General features: G+C 62.3%; 20 protein-coding genes. 14 read left to right on the top strand and 6 right to left on the bottom strand.

Annotated elements, in window-relative coordinates; all coding sequences use genetic code 11:
* Positions 1-25: 25 nt before the first annotated feature.
* Together hslO and EKL02_RS13425 are read right to left on the bottom strand one after the other, a co-directional pair.
* Complete coding sequence (gene hslO, locus EKL02_RS13430; RefSeq protein WP_128902520.1) at positions 26-949, bottom strand: Hsp33 family molecular chaperone HslO; 924 nt, start codon at positions 947-949, stop codon at positions 26-28.
* 26 nt (positions 950-975) lie between these two features.
* A complete protein-coding gene (locus EKL02_RS13425; protein WP_128902519.1) occupies positions 976-1,500 on the bottom strand; it encodes a gamma carbonic anhydrase family protein in 525 nt (174 codons plus the stop codon).
* A 54-nt stretch (positions 1,501-1,554) separates the two neighbouring features.
* Here EKL02_RS13425 and EKL02_RS13420 point away from each other — a divergent pair, with 54 nt between their 5' ends.
* From EKL02_RS13420 to bamC, 12 genes are all read left to right on the top strand, one after another.
* Entirely contained in the window at positions 1,555-2,436 is an 882-nt protein-coding gene (locus tag EKL02_RS13420; RefSeq protein ID WP_128902518.1) for a ferritin-like domain-containing protein, read from the top strand.
* Positions 2,433-3,644, top strand: coding sequence for a YbfB/YjiJ family MFS transporter (locus EKL02_RS13415; protein WP_128902517.1), 1,212 nt, complete (start codon positions 2,433-2,435; stop codon positions 3,642-3,644). Before EKL02_RS13420 ends, EKL02_RS13415 begins: the two co-directional genes overlap by 4 nt.
* A 114-nt stretch (positions 3,645-3,758) precedes the next feature.
* Complete coding sequence (locus EKL02_RS13410) at positions 3,759-4,784, top strand: patatin-like phospholipase family protein (protein WP_128902516.1); 1,026 nt, start codon at positions 3,759-3,761, stop codon at positions 4,782-4,784.
* A gap of 43 nt (positions 4,785-4,827) precedes the next feature.
* A complete protein-coding gene (locus EKL02_RS13405; RefSeq protein WP_128902515.1) occupies positions 4,828-5,715 on the top strand; it encodes an alpha/beta hydrolase in 888 nt (295 codons plus the stop codon).
* Positions 5,716-5,793: 78 nt separating this feature from the next.
* Positions 5,794-6,630, top strand: coding sequence for a 3',5'-nucleoside bisphosphate phosphatase (locus EKL02_RS13400; protein WP_128902514.1), 837 nt, complete (start codon positions 5,794-5,796; stop codon positions 6,628-6,630).
* Between the two features lie 109 nt (positions 6,631-6,739).
* Positions 6,740-7,615, top strand: coding sequence for a protease HtpX (gene htpX, locus EKL02_RS13395; protein WP_128902513.1), 876 nt, complete (start codon positions 6,740-6,742; stop codon positions 7,613-7,615).
* Positions 7,616-7,677: 62 nt separating this feature from the next.
* On the top strand, positions 7,678-8,301 hold the full coding sequence (locus EKL02_RS13390; RefSeq protein WP_128902512.1) for an L-threonylcarbamoyladenylate synthase: 624 nt from the start codon (positions 7,678-7,680) through the stop codon (positions 8,299-8,301).
* 61 nt (positions 8,302-8,362) lie between these two features.
* Entirely contained in the window at positions 8,363-9,019 is a 657-nt protein-coding gene (locus tag EKL02_RS13385; RefSeq protein ID WP_128902511.1) for a site-2 protease family protein, read from the top strand.
* 9 nt (positions 9,020-9,028) lie between these two features.
* Positions 9,029-10,234 (top strand): tryptophan--tRNA ligase, encoded by a 1,206-nt coding sequence (locus EKL02_RS13380; RefSeq protein ID WP_128902510.1) that lies wholly within the window; start codon positions 9,029-9,031, stop codon positions 10,232-10,234.
* A 26-nt stretch (positions 10,235-10,260) separates the two neighbouring features.
* Positions 10,261-10,845, top strand: coding sequence for a methyltransferase domain-containing protein (locus EKL02_RS13375; protein ID WP_128903504.1), 585 nt, complete (start codon positions 10,261-10,263; stop codon positions 10,843-10,845).
* 83 nt (positions 10,846-10,928) lie between these two features.
* Positions 10,929-11,807 (top strand): 4-hydroxy-tetrahydrodipicolinate synthase, encoded by an 879-nt coding sequence (dapA, locus tag EKL02_RS13370; RefSeq protein ID WP_128902509.1) that lies wholly within the window; start codon positions 10,929-10,931, stop codon positions 11,805-11,807.
* A gap of 74 nt (positions 11,808-11,881) precedes the next feature.
* Positions 11,882-13,072: an outer membrane protein assembly factor BamC gene (gene bamC, locus EKL02_RS13365; RefSeq protein WP_241687713.1), complete on the top strand. Its 1,191-nt coding sequence runs from the start codon at positions 11,882-11,884 to the stop codon at positions 13,070-13,072.
* A 187-nt stretch (positions 13,073-13,259) separates the two neighbouring features.
* Here the strand turns inward: bamC and EKL02_RS13360 are convergent, their stop codons facing one another.
* A complete protein-coding gene (locus EKL02_RS13360; RefSeq protein ID WP_128902507.1) occupies positions 13,260-13,454 on the bottom strand; it encodes a hypothetical protein in 195 nt (64 codons plus the stop codon).
* Positions 13,455-13,673: 219 nt separating this feature from the next.
* On the bottom strand, positions 13,674-14,795 hold the full coding sequence (locus EKL02_RS13355) for a cupin domain-containing protein (protein WP_128902506.1): 1,122 nt from the start codon (positions 14,793-14,795) through the stop codon (positions 13,674-13,676).
* Between the two features lie 106 nt (positions 14,796-14,901).
* Here EKL02_RS13355 and EKL02_RS13350 point away from each other — a divergent pair, with 106 nt between their 5' ends.
* Complete coding sequence (locus EKL02_RS13350) at positions 14,902-15,447, top strand: peptidylprolyl isomerase (protein WP_128902505.1); 546 nt, start codon at positions 14,902-14,904, stop codon at positions 15,445-15,447.
* 3 nt (positions 15,448-15,450) lie between these two features.
* On the opposite strand, the gene EKL02_RS13345 is transcribed toward EKL02_RS13350, so the two are convergent.
* Complete coding sequence (locus tag EKL02_RS13345; protein WP_128902504.1) at positions 15,451-16,383, bottom strand: hypothetical protein; 933 nt, start codon at positions 16,381-16,383, stop codon at positions 15,451-15,453.
* Entirely contained in the window at positions 16,380-19,037 is a 2,658-nt protein-coding gene (mutS, locus tag EKL02_RS13340) for a DNA mismatch repair protein MutS (RefSeq protein ID WP_128902503.1), read from the bottom strand. The genes EKL02_RS13345 and mutS overlap by 4 nt, the downstream gene beginning before the upstream one ends.
* Positions 19,038-19,399: 362 nt before the next feature.
* Here mutS and EKL02_RS13335 point away from each other — a divergent pair, with 362 nt between their 5' ends.
* On the top strand, positions 19,400-20,737 hold the full coding sequence (locus EKL02_RS13335; protein ID WP_128902502.1) for an MFS transporter: 1,338 nt from the start codon (positions 19,400-19,402) through the stop codon (positions 20,735-20,737).
* Positions 20,738-20,753: the final 16 nt, after the last annotated feature.

Here is a 20,753-nt window from a genome sequence, read left to right as displayed (position 1 = left end):
CCGCGCGAAACTGCCTCGTTGCTGCCTAGTGCCGCGTCGGGCTTGGCGGCTGCGCCGCATCGGCATTGGTATCGGCGATAAACAACTGGGCGCAGTCGACACTGTCGAATTCGTAGTGCTGGCCGCAGAAATCGCAATCGATGGTCAGCTTGCCCAGGTCTGCCACGGCGGCATCGACTTCTTCCCGTCCCAGCATCTTCAGCATGTTACCGACCTTGTCGCGGCTGCAGCTGCAATAAAATTGCGGCTCCTGCGGGTCGAACACGCGGATCGTCTCTTCCCAGAACAGGCGGCGCATCAGCGTGCCGGCATCGGTATGCAGCAATTCCTCGTTGCCCAGGGTCGAGCCCAGCGCCACCGTGCGGTTCCAGGTTTCCAGCGCCGCATCCTCGGAAATTTCGGCGCCGCCTTCCACCGGCAGCTTTTGCAGCAGCATGCCGCGTACCACGGTGCCGTCGGCGGCCAGCCACAACTTGGTGTCAAGCTGCTCGGAGCGCAGCATGTAATGTTCGATGACGGTGGAAACCGTGTCGCCGTCCAGCGGCACGATGCCCTGGTACGGTTGCTGGCCCGGCAGCTTGTCCTTCGGGTCGAGCGTGATGGCGAAGCGGCCATTGCCGTGCGCATTCACCAGCTGCGGCAGGGTTGCGCCGTCTTCAATGACCGCGTCCGGCGCCAGCTTGGCGGTGGCGCGCATCTTCAGCTCGGCGTCGCATTCGACCACCAGCAGGCGCAGCGGGCCGTCGCCGTGGATTTGCATGATGAGCGAGCCATTGAATTTCAGGTTGGCCGACAGCAGCGCGGCGGCCGCCATCAGCTCGCCCAGCACGTTGCGTACCGCGTCCGGGTAGGTGCGGTGCGATTGCACGTGGCGCCAGGTCTCGGAGAGCTCGACCAGTTCGCCGCGCACTGCGGCTTGTTCAAAGATGAATTTTTGCAGCTTGTCCATACGGGGTGTCTTTTGATGCGGCCGGCTCAGCCGATGCGCTTGAGGTTGTTCTTGAAATGGCGAGCGCGCTCGACATAGTTGCGGGTATTGCCGTGCATGCGCGCGATGTCTTCCTCGGACAGGGTGCGCACGGCCTTGGCGGGCGAGCCGATGATGAGGCTATTGTCGGGGAATTCCTTGCCCTCGGTGACGAGGGCGCCGGCGCCGACCAGGCAATTCTTGCCGATCTTCGCGCCATTCAGGATCACGGCCTGGATGCCGACCAGGCTGCCGTCGCCGATGCTGCAGCCGTGCAGCATGGCCTGGTGGCCGACCGTGACGTTCTTGCCAATGGTGAGGGGCTGGCCGGGATCGGTATGCAGCACGCAGCATTCCTGGACATTGCTGTTTTCACCGACCACGATCAATTCATTGTCGCCGCGGATGGTGACCTCGAACCAGATGCTGGCATTGGCTTCGATCCTGGCCTTGCCGATGATGTTGGCGGAGTCGGTGACGTAGGCTGAAGGATCGATCTGCGGGATGTGCTCGCCCAATTGGTAGATGGCCATGGATTTCCGTAGAATGGTTGGGTTGATGACAACCGCCATTTTACCGCCCCTCGCATGACTGCACCGAATCCCGCCGATATTGACGAATGTTTAACGCAGGCACCTGTATTGCCGCAAGTGCCGGCGCAGCCGCACGAAGTTCCGCACGAATTGCGCGCGGCTGCCTTGCACTGGCTGGGCGTGCCGCTGCCGGGGCAAAAGGCCGCCGGGGTGCAGGCGTTGCGGCAAGCCTGGCAGAACGGCGCCATGGCGCTGGCAACGGATGCGCAACTCGTCGCCAGGCATGCCATCCCGGGCCGGCCCGATCTGCCGCTGCTGGTGGCGCCGCGCGAGGTGAAGCACCGCGCGATGACGACCGTCGAAGGGCGTGCGGCCCTGGTGCATGCCCTGGCGCACATCGAATTCAATGCGATCAACCTGGCGCTGGATGCGCTCTGGCGCTATGCCGGCATGCCGTCCGACTATTATGCCGACTGGCTGCAGGTGGCCGCCGAGGAAGCGCTGCATTTTTCCCTGTTGTCGGCTCACCTGCAAACGCTCGGGTTTGCCTATGGCGACTTCCCCGCACATAACAGCCTGTGGGAAATGGCGCAAAAGACCGAGGGCGATCTCCTGGCGCGCATGGCGCTGGTGCCGCGCACGCTGGAAGCGCGCGGCCTGGATGCGACGCCGGCGGTACGCGCCAAGCTGGCGCAGGCCGGCGACCATGCCGCCGCGGAAATTCTCGACATCATCCTGCGCGACGAGATCGGCCATGTCGCCATCGGCAACCGCTGGTATGGCTGGCTGTGCGGCCAGCGCGGCCTTGATCCGCTGGCTGCCTACGCGCCACTGGCCGCGGCCCACAAGGCGCCGCCTTTGCGTGGTCCCTTCAACCTCGAGGCGCGTCGCCAGGCCGGATTCACCGAAGCCGAACTGGCGCGGTTGTCCTCATGAGGCCGGCGCGCATGGGCTTTGACGACTGGCCGCAGCGTTGCCCCTTGCTGACCGCGCTGGCGCTGTCGCTGGGCGCTGCCATCGCGCTGGGCATATCGCGCTTTTCCTATGGCTTGCTGCTGCCGCCGATGCGCGCCGATCTTGGCTGGTCCTATTTTCTGGCCGGCGCCATGAATACCGCCAATGCCTTCGGCTACATGCTCGGGGCGCTCGCCACCCCCTGGCTCATGCGCCGGGTGTCGCCGCAGCGCCTGCTGCTCGCCGGCGCCATCCTGACCGGCTTGTTCATGCTGGTCTCCGGCCTAGTGACGGCAACCAGCGTACTGCTGTCGCAGCGTATCCTCGCGGGAATTTCCAGCGCCTTCATCTTCATCGCCGGCGGCATCCTGGCAGCGCGCCTGGGCGCGCTGCACCCGGGACGTTCCGGATTGCTGCTCGGCCTTTACTACGGCGGCACCGGCTTCGGCATCGCGGCATCCGCCTTGCTGGTGCCGGCCAGCCTGGCCGGAGCTGCGGCGCAGGGCGTGCCGCATGGCTGGCAATGGCCCTGGCTTTTGCTGGGCGCGCTTTGCCTGCTGGCCACCGCGCTCATGGCGCCGCCCGTGCGCGCCATTCCCGAGGCACAGCAGCAGTCAGGCGAGCATCGCCCATTCCAGTTGCGCGCCTTCGGCTTTGGCCTGGCCGGCTACTTCATGTTCGGTGTCGGCTATATCGGCTACATGACCTTCGTGATCGCCTTGCTGCGCCAGCAAGGCATGGCGGCGTCGCTGATCACCGTGTTCTATTTGCTGCTCGGACTGGCAGTGGTGGCGTCCTCGCGCATCTGGGCCGGCATGCTGGACCGCTTCAAGGGCGGCCAGTCGCTGGCGATCCTCAATGCGTTGGTGGGCGTTGCCACCATCCTGCCGGCGCTGACTTCGGCAGTACCGCTGGTATTTATGTCAGGCCTGCTATTTGGCGCAGTGTTCCTGTCGGTGGTGGCTTCGACGACGGCGCTGGTGCGGCACAACCTGCCGCCGCAATCCTGGTCGGCAGGCATCAGCGCCTTTACGACAGTATTTGCCTTTGGACAGATCGTCGGGCCAAGTGTTGCCGGCTGGATTGCCGACCGCAGCGGCGGGCTGGAACAGGGCCTGGTTTTTTCCGCCCTGGCATTATTTGCCGGCGCAGTGCTCGCTTCCCGGCAAAGAAGCTTGCATAAAAATTAGTTCCCTTTTGAAAGTTGATACACTTAAACGCAGTTGCTTTTCCCTTCTGTAGCATGGTGGCAAGCGGGAAGAGACTTTCCTCGCCGGTTTGTGTAACTCTGGAAAGGAATGCAGATGCAAAAGAAAAAGCTGACGCTGGCATTGCAGGGCGGCGGTTCCCACGGCGCCTTTACCTGGGGGGTGTTGGAGCGTCTGCTGGAAGACGAGCGCATCGAGATCGAAGGCATCAGCGGCGCCAGCGCCGGCGCCATGAATGCCGTGGCGCTGGCGCATGGCTGGACCATTGGCGGGCGCGACGGCGCGCGCCAGGCATTGCAGGATTTCTGGGAAAGTGTCGCCGTCAAAAAACCTTTCAGCCTGCATGCGGAAGACGAATACACCGCCGACAACCTGATCGCCCATGCCCATCCCGCGCCGGGCGTCAATGCGCTGCTGTCGCTGACGCGCTTCTTTTCGCCCTACCAGTGGAATCCTTTCGACATCAACCCCTTGCGCGACATGCTGGTGGCGCAAATCGATTTCGAGCGCCTACGCGCCGAATGTCCCCTGAAGCTCTTCATTGCCGCTACCCACGTCGGCAGCGGCACGCTCAAGCTGTTCCGCACCCGCCAGCTGACGCTGGAAATGCTGCTGGCGTCGGCTTGCCTGCCATCGCTGCACCATGCGGTGGAAATCAATGGCGAAGCCTACTGGGACGGCGGCTTCACCGCCAATCCGCCGCTGTTTCCCTTGCTGCACCAGTGCGAAGCGCGCGACATGATGGTGGTGCTGCTGCATTCGGCCACGCATGCGGGCGTGCCGCTGTCGGTCAATGAAATCCACACCCGCCTGACCGAGATCGGTTTCAATGCGGCGCTCTCCACCGAATTGCAGGCCATTGCGCTGGCCCAGCGCGAAGCCCGGCGCAGCCTGGTCGCTTTCGGCAAGTTCGAGCGCCGCCTGAGACAGCTGCATATCCATTCCATCGCCTCGCGCGAACTCATGGGGCAATTGAGCACGCTCAGCCGCCTGAACACCCAGGCGCCGTTCCTGCAGGCGCTGCGCAGCGAAGGGCGCCAGCAGACCAGCCGCTGGCTCGACGAGAATTTCCGCCATATCGGCACCCGTTCCTCCTTTAGCCTGGCGCGATTCCTGCGGTGAACTTCCTGTACTATAATAGTACGATCGTTCTATTAAGGCTGACATGAAATCCTCCCGTTCAGAATATCTCCCCGTGCGCGGCTTGCGCTATCACCTCCGCCACTGGGGCAGGGAGGATGCGCCCATGCTCTTCATGCTGCATGGCTGGATGGATGTCTCGGCGTCGTTCCAGTTCGTGGTCGATTGCCTGCAGCGCGACTGGCACGTGATCGCGCCGGACTGGCGCGGCTACGGCCTGTCAGCGCGTTCCGGCTCCGACAGCTACTGGTTTGCCGACTACCTCGGCGATCTCGATGCCATCCTCGATCATTACGCGCCCAACCAACAGATCAACCTGATCGGCCACAGCATGGGTGGCAATGTCGCCTGCATGTATGCCGGTGTGCGGCCGCAGCGGATTGCCCGCCTGGTCAATCTGGAAGGCTTCGGCATGCCGCCGACCCGCCCGCAGCAGGCGCCGGGGCGCTATGCCCAATGGCTCGATGGCTTGCGCCAGCCGCCGGACATGCGTTCCTATGCATCGCCGGAACAAGTCATGGGTCGCCTGCAAAAAACCAATCCGCGCCTCTCCGACGAACGCGCCGCATTCCTCGCCCAGCACTGGGCTGCACCGAATGCCGAGGGGCGCTGGGAAATCCTGGGGGACCCGGCGCACAAGATGATCAGCCCGGTGCTGTATCACGTCGAGGAAGCGCTGGCCTGCTGGCAAGCCATCACCGCCCCCGTGTTGTGGGTGGAAGCGGCGGAAACGGATGTCTGGCGCTGGTTTGGCACGAAGGACCTGGCGAAGGCGCGCGCGGAAATCGACCGCCGTATCGCCACGATTGCCAACGTCGCCACCGAGTCGATTCCCGGTGCGGGCCACATGCTGCACCATGACCAGCCGGAATTGCTGGCTGAACGCATCGAAGCGTTTTTGGCGCAAGCCTGATTTTTTGGCAATAGGGCAATCAGCATGCCTATCCCAAGCCGCGTACAATAAGGGATTAAGGATTTTTGCGGTAAATTCATGCTGAATATCGATCTCCATTGCCACTCCAACGTATCCGACGGCACGCTCGCGCCGGCGGCGGTGGCGGCGCGCGCGAAAGCGCAAGGGGTCGACGTCTGGGCCCTCACCGACCATGATGAACTCGATGGCATTGCCGAAGCCAGGGATGCCGCGACGGCGCTTGGCCTGCACTTCGTCCCCGGGGTGGAAATCTCCGTTACCTGGGCGGGTGAAACGGTGCACATCGTCGGCTTGAAAATCGATGAAAAAAACCCGGACCTGGCACATGGCCTGGCAACAACCCGTGGCGGGCGCGCCGAACGCGCGCTTGAAATGGGCGCGCAACTGGCGGGCGCGGGCATTCCCCATGCCTTCGATGGCGCGCTCAAATTCGTCGGCAATCCGGACCTGATTTCCCGTACCCACTTTGCCCGCTACCTGGTTGAAATCGGTATCTGTGCCGATGTGAAAGATGTTTTCCGCAATTACCTCATTGAAGGCAAGCCTGGCTATGTGCCGCACCGCTGGGCAAAACTGCAGGATGCCGTGCGCTGGATCCGCGGCGCTGGCGGCATTGCCATCGTGGCCCACCCCGGCCGCTACAAATTCAGCGAACTGCAGCTGCATGCCTTTCTGATGGAATTCAAGGAAGCGGGCGGTGCCGGCATTGAAGTCGTTACCGGCAGCCATACCGTTGACCAGTACGATGTCTATGCAAAAGTAGCCGGCGCCTATGGCTTTCTGGCCTCGCGCGGCTCCGACTTCCACGGCCCGGCGGAATCCCATATCGAACTGGGCGCCTTGCCGCCGTTGCCGCGCTCCGTCACACCGGTCTGGCACGATTGGAATCTCTGAATAAAACGCAGATATTCTTCCGAAAAATCTCAGGATAAACCATTCCGGCATCTTGAGTTTTGTGAAAGAATCCATACGTTAGTCATTGTTTTCCAAAGGGGATTTTCAAATGAAACGAATTTTTCTGTTCATTGCCACCAACATTGCCGTAGTTGCGGTCATGACGGTGGTGCTTTCAGTACTGGGCGTGGACAAGTTCCTGACCGCGCAGGGCCTGAACCTGCCGATGCTGATGGTGTTTTCGCTGGTGGTCGGTTTCACCGGTTCCATCATCTCGCTGTTGATCAGCAAGCCGATGGCGAAATGGTCCACCGGCGCGCAAGTCATCGAGACGCCGTCCAATTCGACCGAGTTCTGGCTGGTTGATACTGTCGCCAGGCTGGCCCAGAAAGCCGGCATCGGCATGCCGGAAGTGGCCATCTACCAGGGCGAGCCGAACGCCTTCGCCACCGGCGCATTCAAGAATTCGGCGCTCGTGGCGGTGTCCACCGGCCTGCTCGAATCCATGACCCGCGAGGAAGTCGAAGCCGTGCTCGGCCATGAAGTGGCCCACGTGGCCAATGGCGACATGGTGACGATGGCCCTGATCCAGGGCGTGGTGAATACCTTCGTGGTGTTCCTGTCGCGCGTGGTCGGCTATGCGGTGGACCGCGCGCTGTCCAGGGGTGATAACGACAGCCCCGGCATCGGCTACATGGTGACCGTCATGGTGTGCCAGATCGTCTTCGGCATCGCCGCCTCGATGATCGTGGCCTGGTTCTCGCGCCAGCGCGAGTTCCGCGCCGACGCCGGCGCTGCGCAATTGCTGGGCGGCCCCAAGCCGATGATCCATGCGCTGGCGCGCCTGGGCGGCCTGGAGCCGAACAACCTGCCGCAGTCGATGGCCGCGATGGGTATTGCCAATGACAAGCCGGGCTTCATGGCGCTGTTTTCCAGCCATCCGCCGATCGAGCAGCGTATTGCCGCCCTGCAGGGCACGCGCTGATCGTCACTCGGCAAGCCCTCTAACCGGACGGCGGTGGCGCAAGCTGCCGCCGTAATTGATTCATGAGCCAATTTTTCCAGATTCATCCCGACAACCCGCAGCTGCGGCTGATCAAGCAGGCGGTGCAAATCATCCGCGCCGGCGGCATCGTCGCCTTGCCCACCGATTCCTGCTACGCCCTGTGCTGCCACCTGGACGACAAGGACGCGGTCACCAAATTGCGCCGCATCCGCGGCATCGATGACAAGCACCACCTGGCGCTGTTGTGCCGCGACCTCTCCCAGATCGCCGAATACGCCAGGGTGGACAACAGCCAGTTCCGCCTGCTCAAGGCAGCGACGCCCGGGCCCTATACCTTCATCCTCGAAGCCACCAAGGAAGTGCCGCGCCGGGTCAGCCACCCCTCGCGCAAGACCATCGGCCTGCGCGTGCCGGAAAACGCCGTTGCGCTGGCGTTGCTGGAAGAGTTGGGCGAGCCGCTTCTGGGCACCACCCTGATCCTGCCGGATGACGATTTGCCCTTGACCGATCCCGACGTCGTGCGCGAAAAGCTGGAACGCCAGATCGAGCTGGTGATCGATGGCGGCGCCTGCGGCCTGGAAATGACCACCGTCATCGACCTGTCCGGCGCTGCGCCCGAGCTGGTGCGGCAGGGCAGGGGCGATGCTGCCATGTTCGGCCTCTAGCTGGCACGGCAAATCGGCCGGAAGTTCGGCCCCTGCCGCGGCCGTCTGATAAAATCCCCTGATGAACGAGCTTATCCAGAATTTTTCAGTCTACGTACTGCCCATCCTCTTTGCCATTACCCTGCACGAAGCGGCGCACGCCTACGCCGCAAAGTACTTCGGTGACTCCACCGCCTACGTGCAGGGGCGCATGAGCCTGAACCCGGTGCGCCATATCGACCCGGTGGGCACGCTCCTGATTCCCATCGTGCTGTATTTCGTCGGCAGCCCTTTCCTGTTCGGCTATGCCAAGCCGGTGCCGGTGGACTGGGGCAAGCTGCGCAATCCCAAGCGCGACATGGCCTGGGTAGCGCTGGCCGGCCCTGCCGCCAATCTGCTGATGGCGCTCCTGTGGATGCTGTTTTCGCTGGCGCTGGTGGCCTTCCACGTCAATGAAGACTTTTTCCACAAGATGGCGCAAGCCGGCATCATCGTCAATCTTGTGATCTTCGCCTTCAACCTGTTTCCGGTACCACCGCTGGATGGTGGGCGCATCATGTTCAGCATCCTGCCGAACCGGCTGGCCTACAAGTATGGCCGCATGGAACCGTATGGTTTCTTCATTGTGCTGGCGCTGCTGTTTTTGCAGGTGTTGAAATTCTGGATGGTGCCGGTCATGACGGCCGCCAATTTCCTGCTGCAACTGCTGGTCTCCCCGTTCACCTTCTTGCTGAGTTAATTCATTCCCATGTTTCCCGATCGCGTCGTTTCCGGCATGCGCCCCACGGGCGCCCTCCATCTGGGCCATTACCATGGCGCCCTGAAAAACTGGGTCAAGATGCAGGCCGAGGTGCCTTGCCTGTTCTTCGTCGCCGACTGGCATGCGCTGACTACCCATTACGAAGACCCGGCGCAGATCGAAGCCAGCACCTGGGACATGGTGATCGACTGGCTGGCCGCGGGTGTCGACCCGGCGCAATCGACCATCTTCATCCAGTCCAAGGTGCCGCAGCATGCCGAGCTGCACCTGTTGCTGTCGATGATGACGCCGCTGGGCTGGCTCGAGCGCGTGCCGACCTACAAGGACCAGCAGCAAAAGCTGGCCGACCGCGACCTGTCCACCTATGGCTTCCTCGGCTATCCGCTCTTGATGTCGGCTGACGTGCTGCTGTACCGCGCCAGCATGGTGCCGGTGGGCGAAGACCAGATCCCGCACGTCGAAATTACCCGCGAGATCGCGCGCCGCTTCAACCACATGTACGGCAAGGAAGCCGGCTTTGCCGAAAAAGTCCAGGAAGCCATCAAGAAACTGGGCGGCAAGCAGGGCAAGCAATACGATGCCTTGCGCACGGCCTATCAGGAGCAGGGCAGGCACGAGGCGCTGGATGAGGCGCGCGTCTTGCTGGATGCAGCGCAAAGCCTGGGCGCGGCCGACCGCGAGCGCCTGTTCGGCTACCTTGCCGGCAGCCGCAAGATCATCCTGCCCGAGCCGCAGGTGCGCCTGACGGAAGCCTCGCGCCTGCCGGGACTCGATGGCCAGAAAATGTCCAAGAGCTATGGCAATGCCATTGCCCTGCGCGAAGACAAGGAAACGGTTACCAAGAAATTGCGCACCATGCCGACCGATCCGGCGCGCATCCGCCGCACCGATCCGGGCAATCCGGAAAAGTGCCCGGTATGGCAGCTGCACCAGGTTTATTCCGACGCCGCCACGAAGGAGTGGGTAGTCAAGGGCTGCACCTCGGCCGGCATCGGCTGCATCGAATGCAAGCAGCCGGTGATCGACGGCGTCTTGCGCGAGCAGGAGCCGATGCGCGAGCGCGCGCAGCGCTACCTCGATGACCCCACGCTGGTGCGTGCCATCGTCGCCGACGGCTGCGACAAGGCGCGTGCGCTGGCTGAAGAAACCATGCGCGATGTGCGCGAGGCCATGGGCCTCGGCTATCGCAGCTGACGCAGGCACGGGAGGCATCCTTGTCCATGGCGGCTGAATTTCCGGCACAGCCCTCGGCCTGGGTGCAGCGCTTTGCGCCGCTGATTGCGCCAGGCGAAGTGCTCGACCTGGCGTGCGGCAGCGGCCGCCATAGCCGCCTGCTGGCGGCCATGGGCCACCCCGTCTGTACGCTGGACCGCGATGGCGCAGCCCTGGCGGCGCTGGCGGCGTCGGCGCCCGCCGGCATCGCGACTTTCCAGTTTGACCTCGAAAATGGCACGCCCTGGCCGTTTGCGCCGGCGCGTTTTGCCGGCATCGTCGTCACCAATTACCTGCACCGGCCCCTGTTTGCTGCCATGCTGGCAAGCCTGGCGCCAGGCGGCGTGCTGATCTACGAGACCTTCGCGCGAGGTAACGAGCGCTACGGTAAGCCGTCGAACCCGGATTTTTTGCTGCGGCAGGGCGAATTGCTCGAAGTGGTGCGCAATCCGGCCATGCCGGACTGGCGTGTCGTCGCTTTCGAGGACGGTTACGTGGCGGCGCCCAAGCCGGCCATGGTGCAGCGGATTTGCGCGATTGCGCCCGGGGCGTCGGCGCAGGCTCTCGCCGCCGATTTTCCGCCGATTTTTTAATGCGATTTGCCTGCCCGAAGCCACCCATACCCGCAGGCGATCCGCTACAATCGAAGCTTTCATCCTTTCGTTTCCTAAACACCATGATTCAGGGCAGCATAGTAGCGATCGTCACCCCCATGCATGCAGACGGCAGCCTCGACTTGCCGGGTTTGCGTAATCTCATCGACTGGCATATCGCCGAAGGCACCGATGGCATCGTCATTGTCGGTACCACAGGTGAATCGCCCACCGTATCGGTCGAAGAACACTGCGAACTGATCAAGGTGGCGGTGGAGCATACGGCCAAGCGCGTTCCCGTCATCGCCGGTACAGGCGGCAACTCGACTGCGGAAGCCATCGAACTGACCCGCTATGCGAAGAATGTCGGTGCGGATGCCTCGCTGCAAGTAGTGCCCTACTATAACCGTCCGACCCAGGAAGGCATGTACCAGCACTTCAAGAAAATCGCCGAGGCGGTGGACTTGCCAGTGATCCTGTACAACGTGCCGGGCCGCACCGTGGCCGACATGGCCAACGAAACCATCGTGCGCCTGGCGCAGGTGCCGGGCATCATCGGGGTCAAGGATGCAACTGGCAACATTGCCCGCGGCACCGATCTGCTGCGCCTGGCGCCAAAATCCTTTGCCGTTTATTCCGGTGACGATGCGACTGCCATGGCACTGATGTTCTGTGGCGCCAAGGGCAATATTTCCGTCACGGCCAATGTCGCCCCGCGCGCCATGCATGAATTGTGCGTGGCTGCCATGCAAGGCGAGATTGCCCGTGCAATCGAGATCAACAACCGCATGCTGCCCTTGCATAACAAGCTGTTTGTCGAACCCAATCCTGTGCCAGTGAAATGGGCCATGGCAGAAATGGGCAAGATTCCTTCCGGCATCCGTTTGCCGCTGGTGCCGCTGGCGCAGGAATACCAGGAAACCGTCCGCAAGGCATTGCGCGAAGCTGCTGTATTACAATAAACGCTTGTTGGTGCATTTGCACCTTTGATCTTGTCCGGTTTTTAACCCGTATCCATATGATTATTCGCAAGAACATGATTTCGTTGCACTCAACTTGTTTCACGCGCAGCCTGCTTGGCGCGGCCATTCTTGCCAGCTTGGCCGGCTGCGGCGGTTCGCTGAATTCGATGCTGGAACCGGAGCGGGTGGATTACAAAAGCGCGAGCAAGGCGCCCGCCAAGACCCTGGAAATCCCGCCGAACCTGACGCAATTACAGCGCGATAATCGTTACGCCATCAATGAAAACAACCGCGGCGTTGCCACCGCCTCAGGCTACACCCAGCAGCAACAGGGCAGTGGCGCGGCTGCAGCAACGGGGGGCACCCAGGTGGTCGCGCCCGCCGTGGCCTCGGACATGCGTGTCGAACGCGACGGCAACCAGCGCTGGCTGGTGATCAAGAAATCGCCGGAAGTCCTGTGGCCGCAAATCAAGGATTTTTGGCAGGACGCCGGATTCCTGGTCAATGTCGAGATGCCTGACGCCGGCGTGCTGGAAACCGACTGGGCGGAAAAGCGCCTGAACGTGCCGCAGGGGACGATTCGCGGTTTCCTCGCCAAGACCCTCGACACCGCCTACGATAGCGCCGTGCGGGACAAATTCCGTACCCGCCTGGAACGCGCGCCGGATGGCAGCACCGAGATTTACATCAGCCACCGCGGCGCCGAGGAAGTGCATACCGGCACCACTGGCACCAGCGGCCCGCAAAGCACGATGTGGGTAGGCCGTCCGGCCGACCCGGAACTGGAAGCGCAGATGCTGAGCAAGCTGATGGTGCGGCTGGGCGCCGAAGAAGTGCGCGCCAAGTCCGTGGTTGCCAATGCGACGCCGCTGCAGGCGCGCTCCAGGCTGGTCAAGGCTGACTCCGGCGCGTATGTCGAAAACAATGAAGGGTTCGACCGCTCCTGGCGCCGTGTCGGCCTGGCGCTGGACCGCGTCGGCTTCACCGTGGAAGACCGCGACCGCTCGCAAGGCGTGTATTTCGTGCGCTACGTCGACCAGGACAAGGAAGCCAAGGCCAGGGCCGAGTCCGAGAAGGGCTTTATCTCGAAGCTGTTCTCGTGGGGTTCCTCCAAGGACGATCCGAAGTCGGCGCAGCGTTACCGCATTTCGGTCAAGGAAACTACCGGCGTCAGCCGCGTCCAGGTCCTCGATGCGGACGGGCGCTCGGACAATTCGGCGACTGCCGGCAGGATTCTGACTTTGCTGAATGAGCAGCTGAAGTAAGCCCAGTCAGTCCAGTCGTCGCAGTTTGCAAAAAAGCCGTCCGTTTTTCGGGCGGCTTTTTTATTGGGCGTGCGGCATGGGCTCACTCTTGCGCGGCGGCTTGCTGGGGGGAATTAGGGTCCCGCACAAAAAACGGAGCGAAAAAAAAGCCGACCCGAAGGTCGGCTCTTCATGATGCAGAAACTGATTACTTAGCCACGGTGGTGGTGGTTTCAGCAGCAGTGGTGGTCGCTTCAGCTGCAGTGGTGGTGGTTTCAGCAGCGGTAGTGGTGGTTTCAGCAGCGGTCGTGGTGGTTTCGACGACAGCAGGTGCTTCTTCTTTCTTACCGCAGGCAACCAGGGTCAGAGCAAACAGGGAGGCGATCAGCAGATTCTTTTTCATGAGTTTTCCTTCGAAATTTAAACAGGTTTTGCGATGAATAATTACCGGTAATTATCGCTCGTTAGGGTGTTTCCGCGGACGTACTGACCGATGGTGCAGTGCGGTAAAGCGAAACCTTCCTAACTCATAATTATAGCGGGTTTTTGTATGGAATGACAAAAACGATTCCTACTAGTAATTTTCTTTTGTGTTCCCACAACAGTGGGCTATTTTCATGCTTTAAGCCAACTCGATCCAGCCATCGGCATACCACTGGTGCAGGGTTTCCTGCACGTCTGCGGAAGCCGCCGCCAGCGCCATCCCCTCCAGGCAGCGCGTATTGGCCAGGCTCAGCAAAGGTGCTTTATCGGCACGCCCGGCCGTAAAGGATTCACCATTGATGAAAACATGCTTGCCGCGGTACAACATGTGTGTCTTGCGCGAAAGTTTTACGCCGCGCTTGCCTGCCGCATCGATAAAGCGCGCCAGGCTCAAGGGGCGTGCGGGCGGCTTGAAATACACGCTGGCCTTGGGCTCGGAAAGGTATTCGCCCAGGAAAATCGTGATGTCTTCCTCTTCGAAGCTGATCTGTTGCAGTTTTTCGCGGATTTTCTGCAGCATGGCATTGCCGATTTCGGCCGGCGCGCGGGCAGGCGTCAGTTCCGGATCGGCATAGCGCCCCGGCAGTTCAACGGTTTCAACCATGAATTGCAGGAAGGCTTCGCCAAGTTCCTGGTAGGAGGGGGCGCGAAAACCGATCGAATAAGTCATGCATTCGCCGATGGCCACGCCGTCATGGGCGTAGTGCGGCGGCAGGTAGAGCATGTCGCCGGGCTCCAGTACGAATTCCTCTTCCGGCGTGAAATGCTTCAGGATTTTCAGCGGCATGCCTTCGACCAGCGTGAGGTCTTGCTGTGCGCCGATGCGCCAGCGCCGCTGGCCATGCGCCTGCAGCAGGAAGACATCATAGGAATCGAAATGCGGGCCGACGCCGCCGCCATCGGTGGCGTAGCTGATCATCAGGTCGTCGAGGCGGGCGTCCGGGATGAAGTTGAACTGGCGCAGCAGGCGGTCGGCTGCATCGAGGTGCAGATTAACGCCTTGCAATAGCAGGGTCCAGTCCTTTTGTGCGAAAGCGGGCACTTCTGTCACCGGGCCGTGCTGCATTTCCCATTGCCGGCCGAAGTGGGTGATCAGGCGCGATTCGACATCGCCCTGTTGCGCCAGATTGACCAGGGCATCGCGTTTGAGAAGGGGCTTGAAACCAGGAATTGCCTGGCGTACCAGCAAGGGTTTCTTGTGCCAGTATTCGCGCAAAAAGCGCGCGGGCGTGATGTCGCCGAGGAGTGGGAGATTTTTCATGGCGCTCATTATATAGGTGCGTGCCAGTGGTGATGCCGACTTTTGCGGGGAAGACGCCGGCGGATTGGTATAATCGCCGGCATCGTCCACAGAAAGGAAGCCAGCCATGAAGATTGCCCAGAATACGGTAGTGACCCTGAACTACACCCTCTCCGATGCGCAAGGCAGTCTCATCGAGGAGAGCCGCGAGCCGATGGTGTATCTGCATGGCGGCTACCAAAATACCCTGCCGAAAATCGAGGAAGCGCTCGAAGGCCAGCTGGCCGGTTACCAGACGACCATCCAGGTCGAACCCGAAGATGCCTTTGGTGAATATGATGCCGATCTGGTCAAGATCGAAGACCGTAACCGCCTGCCCACGCCGCTGGAAGTCGGCATGCAGTTCGAAGGCTCCCCCGAGGAAGGCGAAGAGCAGCAGGAATCCCTGCTCTTCACCGTGACTGAAATTGCCGACGATAAGGTGGTCCTGGATGGCAATCATCCCCTGGCCGGCATTGCCCTGCGCTTCGGCTTGAACGTGCTCAGCGTGCGTGCGGCCAGCGACGAGGAAATCGCACATGGTCATGTGCATGGCGAACATGGCCACCATCATGGCGACGACGAGGATGAAGGCGACGGCGGCGACGAATTCCGTACCGTCCCGGTGCACTGATTTTTATTCGCGCGCGCGTTCGGCTGCCTTGACGGCGCCGACGCTGAACAGCTCCGCTTGCATTGGCGCGACAGTCACGCCGATCCAGTCGGAGGCCACGGCAAGTTCCCCCAGGTTGCCCTTCCAGCGGATCGCAGGCATACGCTGCTTGCCGGCGCGCGGCGGCTGGTTATGCACCAGCAGAACCTTGCCCGGAAAGGCGGCCGCAATGGCGGCAAGTTGCTTGCGCGTTTCCTTGAAGCCGTCGCGCTGTACACTGACGTCGTCCGGCACAGCCAGCGGATTGCCATCGCTGAAAATCACGATGCCGGCGGATTGCTTGCGCTTGGCATGCATGGCCACGCGTTGCAGCCAGTCGCGATTGGCGACCTGGCGGTCCTCGAATTCGCCGTTGCGTCCTGCCGCGGTCAGGTAACGGTTGTTATTGGCCGGCAAATTTACCGTGGCAAACATGATGCCGCCAATTTCCCAGCGGGCGTTCTCGGCGTAGTCGCGGAATTTGGGATTGGCCGACTGCCGGTTCAAGGGGATTTTGCTGGCGCCAAAAGAAAGGTCGTCGGCGAAAAGCAATTCCCGCAGGCGATGCAGGCGTTCCAGTGCCGCCGTCCTGCCATCGCGGTAGCGACAGCCTCCCCAGTCGCTTTCCGCAAGCGATACCACCAGCCCGTGCTTGGCCTGGCCCAACAGCGCCCGGCGCTGGGCGTACAACTCATCGCTGCAGGGTTCAATCGGCGACTTGATCCCGCCCAGCACCACGAAAGCCAGGTTTTCCTGTTCGGTTTCCTCCAGGGCCTCGCGCAAGCCAGTTTCATCGGCCAGCGCATCGCCAAAGGGATGGGCGACATAGCCGAAGGAAAAGCGCTCGCTGGCGCCCGCATTGGTCGCGGCCAGCGCCAGGCAGGCCGCCAGCATGCAGGCGTTGATTCGCTGCATCATGCGCATGCGTCCTGCAGCTTCTTGAGGCGGTAGAGCGCATCCAGGGCATCGCGCGGTGTCATCGCATCCGGGTCGAGTTCTGCCAACGCAACGCGCAGGGCCGTGGCTTCTGCGCTTTCCGGGGCGGTGGCTGCACCCTCGAATGCAATTTCGGGCGTGCCTGCGGCAAACAGGTCGAACTGCGGGGTGGTTTGCAGCGAACTCGATTCCAGCGCCGCCAGATGCTTGCGCGCGGCGCGAATGACTGCCGGCGGCACGCCGGCCAGTTGTGCCACCTGCAAGCCGTAGCTTTGCGAAGCAGGGCCGGCCTGCACCGCGTGCAGGAAGACGATGCTGTCCTTGTGCTCGACTGCCGACAGGTGCACGTTGGCGCAGGTCGGGTGGGTGTCCGGCAACTGGGTCAGCTCGAAATAATGCGTTGCAAACAGCGTGAAGCTCCTGGTTGTATCGATCAGGTGGCGTGCAATCGCCCATGCCAGCGCCAGGCCATCGAAAGTCGAGGTGCCGCGCCCCACTTCATCCATCAGCACCAGCGAGTGTTCCGTTGCGCCATTGAGGATTGCCGCCGATTCGGTCATCTCGACCATGAAGGTCGAACGCCCGCCGGCGAGGTCGTCGGCGGCGCCGATGCGGGTGAAGATGCGGTCGATCGGGCCGATGGTGACAGCACTGGCCGGCACGAAGCTGCCCATGTAGGCCAGCAGGGTGATCAACGCGACCTGGCGCATGTAAGTCGATTTGCCGCCCATGTTGGGGCCGGTAATCAGCAGCAGCTTGCGCTCGTCGGCGAGCTCGCAGTCGTTGGCGATGAAGCGCTCGATCTGGTTTTCCACCACCGGGTGGCGGCCCTGGCCGATCGAAATGACCGGCTCGTCCACCAGCAGCGGGGCGCACCAGTTGTGCGCCAGCGCGTGCGCGGCCAGCGCCGCCAGGGTATCAAGCTGGGCGGTAGCGTGGGCGATCGCCTGCAGCGTGGCGATATGCGGGGCGAGGGCGATCAGCACCTGCTCGTAGAGGAATTTTTCGCGCGAAAGGGCGCGTTCCTGCGCCGACAGCGCCTTGTCCTCGAAGGCCTTGAGTTCCGGCGTGATGTAGCGCTCGGCATTCTTCAGGGTCTGGCGGCGGCGGTAGTCGTCGGGTACCTTGTCGGTCTGGCCATGCGTGACTTCGATGTAAAAGCCATGCACCTTGTTGTATTCGACGCGCAGGTTGCCGATGCCGGTGCGGGCGCGCTCGCGTGTTTCCAGGTCCACCAGGAACTGGCCGGCGTTTTCCGACAGGCCGCGCAGCTCGTCGAGGTCGGCATCGAAGCCGCGCGCGATCACGCCGCCGTCGCGCACCATGGTGGCCGGTTCCAGGGCGATGGCGCGTTCCAGCAGGTCCAGGCATTCGGCCGGGTCGGCCAGGTCGTCGAGAATGGCGTGCAAGAGCGGCGCTTCGGCGTCGCGCGTGCACATGCCGACATAGGCGCGCAGCGAGGGCAGGTGCTGCAGGCCGCCGCGCAGGCCGGCCAGGTCGCGCGGACGCGCCGACAAGAGCGCCACGCGAGTGGTGATGCGTTCGATGTCGGGCACCGCCGCCAGCGTCGAGGCCAGGCCGGAGCAGGCATCGTTGCGCATCAGGGCGTTGATGGCGGCATGGCGCGCGCGGGCGACCTGCTGGTCGCGCCGGGCATGGTGCACCCAGTGACGCAAGAGGCGCGAGCCCATCGCCGTGCGGCAGTGGTCGAGCGTAGAGAACAGCGTGGGCGCATTGCCTGCGCCATCCTGCCCGCGCAGGGTTTCGGTCAGTTCCAGGTTGCGGCGGGTGGCGGCGTCCAGGCCGATGAATTCGGCTTCGGATTCGACCGTCAGGCTGCGCACGTGCTGCAGGCCGCGGCCCTGGGTCGACTGGGCATAGCGCAGCAGCGCGCCGGCGGCGCCGATGGCGGCGCCAAGATGCTCTGCGCCGAAGCCGGCGAGGGTGCCCACTTCAAGTTGTTCGAGCAAGGCCTTTTTGCCATTGGCGAGGTCGAAGTGCCAGCCCGGCACGCCTGTGCGCCGCGCCGCCAGGGCATTGCCGGGGGCAGAGAAGAGTTCATCCTGCGCATCCTCGGCCACCAGTACCTCGGCCGGGCCGATGCGTTCGAGTTCCTGGCGCAGGCGGGCATCGAGGACCTTTTCATCGCAGGAAAATTCCATCATCTTCAGCGCGCCGCTGGCTAGCGACAGCCAGGCCAGGCCGACCGTGGCTTGCTTGCGCTGGGTTTGCTGGAACAGCGCCAGCAGCGGGCGCTCGGATTTTTCCGGCAGCAGGTCGGCGTCGGTCAGGGTGCCGGGCGTGATTACCCGCATCACCTTGCGTTCGACCGGTCCCTTGCTGGTGGCGGGGTCGCCGATCTGCTCGCAGATGGCGACGGATTCGCCCATCTTGATCAGGCGGGCCAGGTATTGTTCGCAGGAGTGGAAGGGCACGCCTGCCATCTTCACCGGGATGCCGTTGGACGATCCCCGTTGGGTAAGCGTGATGCCGAGCAGGCGCGAGGCTTTTTCGGCATCGTCGAAAAACAGCTCGTAAAAATCGCCCATGCGGTAGAACAGCAGGGTGGTCGGGTGGTCAGCCTTGATGCGCAAAAATTGCTGCATCATCGGCGTGTGTTTATCTAGCTCAGCCATGAATTATGGGTTCAAACAAGGTCAATGCTTTTGAAATCAATGACTTGTGTTTTGTATATGTTGTGGTGCGCCTGTTGCCGCGCAAGCCTTGCTGGCCTGGACGACCGGATTTGTTCAACGGGGCGCGACGAAACCTGCAATTTTACTCTGCGCCGCCCCGTAGAAGGATCTGGAGTGCAAGATGTTGCTAATGCTTTATCCGATACCTGGGAAGTATGGCGCGGTACGGCAATGATATTAGACGTATCAGTCTTCGGTAACTAAGATTCATCCGCGATCACTGGAACCATCCTCCGGCCGGAGAACGGGGCCGCCAAGCGCACGTAAAACAACATTAGTCACCAATCCTGTTAGGAGAAGACATGAGCATGCAGTATGCAGTCCCGGACTTGATCAACCGGGCAAAATTGACGCCGTTCCAGTGGCGGGTATTCATCCTATGCTTTCTGGTCGCCATTTTCGATGGTTTCGACACGCAAGCCATCGCCTTTACCGCCCCTGCGCTGATCCAGGCCTTCGGCCTCGGACCTGGCGCGCTGGCGCCGGTCATGACGGCCGGCACGGTCGGCATGGTGCTGGGCGCCATGACGCTGGGGCTGCTCGGCGACAAGCTTGGCCGCCGCCCGGTCATTCTCGGCGCCGTCGCCCTGTTTGGCCTGGCCACCCTGGCGACCGCGTTTGCGGGTACCACCACCCAGATCGTGATCTTCCGCTTCCTGGCCGGCCTCGGCATGGGCGGCGCCACGCCAGTGCTGCTGTCGCTTGCGGGCGAATACGGACCTGCCAAGAAGCGCGGCACCATCATGACCACGGTCTTGCTGGGCTTGCCCGCAGGGGCGATCCTTGGCGGCCTCCTGGCTGCGAAAATGCTGCCGGTGATCGGCTGGCAAGGCATTTTCGCCGTCGGTGGCGTAGTGCCGCTGGTGCTGCTGGTGGTGCTTTTCTTTGCATTGCCGGAGTCGCTGCATTATCTGGCGCGCCATCCGAGCGCGTTGACCAATGCAAAAATCAGCAATATCCTCAACAAGATCGTGCCGCAGCCTATCGCAATGAATGCCACGTTTACCGTGCCTGAGCTGGAAGTGAAAACCGGCATCGGCTCGCTGTTTGCGGATGGACTGGCACGCAACACGGTGGCGATCTGGGCAATCTACCTGTTCAACTGGGTGGCATGGTTCATGTTGCTGTCCTGGCTGCCGACTGTGCTGAAAGCCACCGGTTTGCCGGCGACCGAAGCGCCCATGGGGACAGTGGCCGTCAATGCCGTGTTCGTTGCCTGCGCCATTCCGCTGTCGCTCATTCTGCCAAAAATCAATACCCGCCTGCTGCTGCTGATGATGTTCATCTTCGGCATCGCCCTGAGCGTCGGCCTGTCGTACAGCGGCACCAACTGGACCCTGGTTTTCATCCTCGCGGCTGCGGCCGGGCTGGGTATCGGCGGCCAGCAGATCGTCCTGAATTACATGGTGGCCGAGGCGTATCCGACCGCATTGCGTGCGACAGCAACGGGCTGGGCAATTGCCCTGGGCCGTATGGGCGCAATCGTCGGTTCGGCCAGCGGTGGCTGGTTCCTTGAGCAGGGCGGCCCCTCGGGCTTTTACATGGCGCTGGTCTTCCCGCTCGCCATCGCGGCTGCCGGCCTGGCCTTGATCAAGCCCGTGGGCTCGGTGCGCAAGGATGAAATGGCGGCCGCGCATTGATGGCCCGCCTGTAACG

This window comes from Janthinobacterium sp. 17J80-10 (genome assembly GCF_004114795.1).
Classification (GTDB): Bacteria; Pseudomonadota; Gammaproteobacteria; order Burkholderiales; family Burkholderiaceae_D; genus Paucimonas.
Note: the sequence above shows the minus strand (reverse complement) of the source record. Positions and strands in the feature narration are given on the sequence as shown.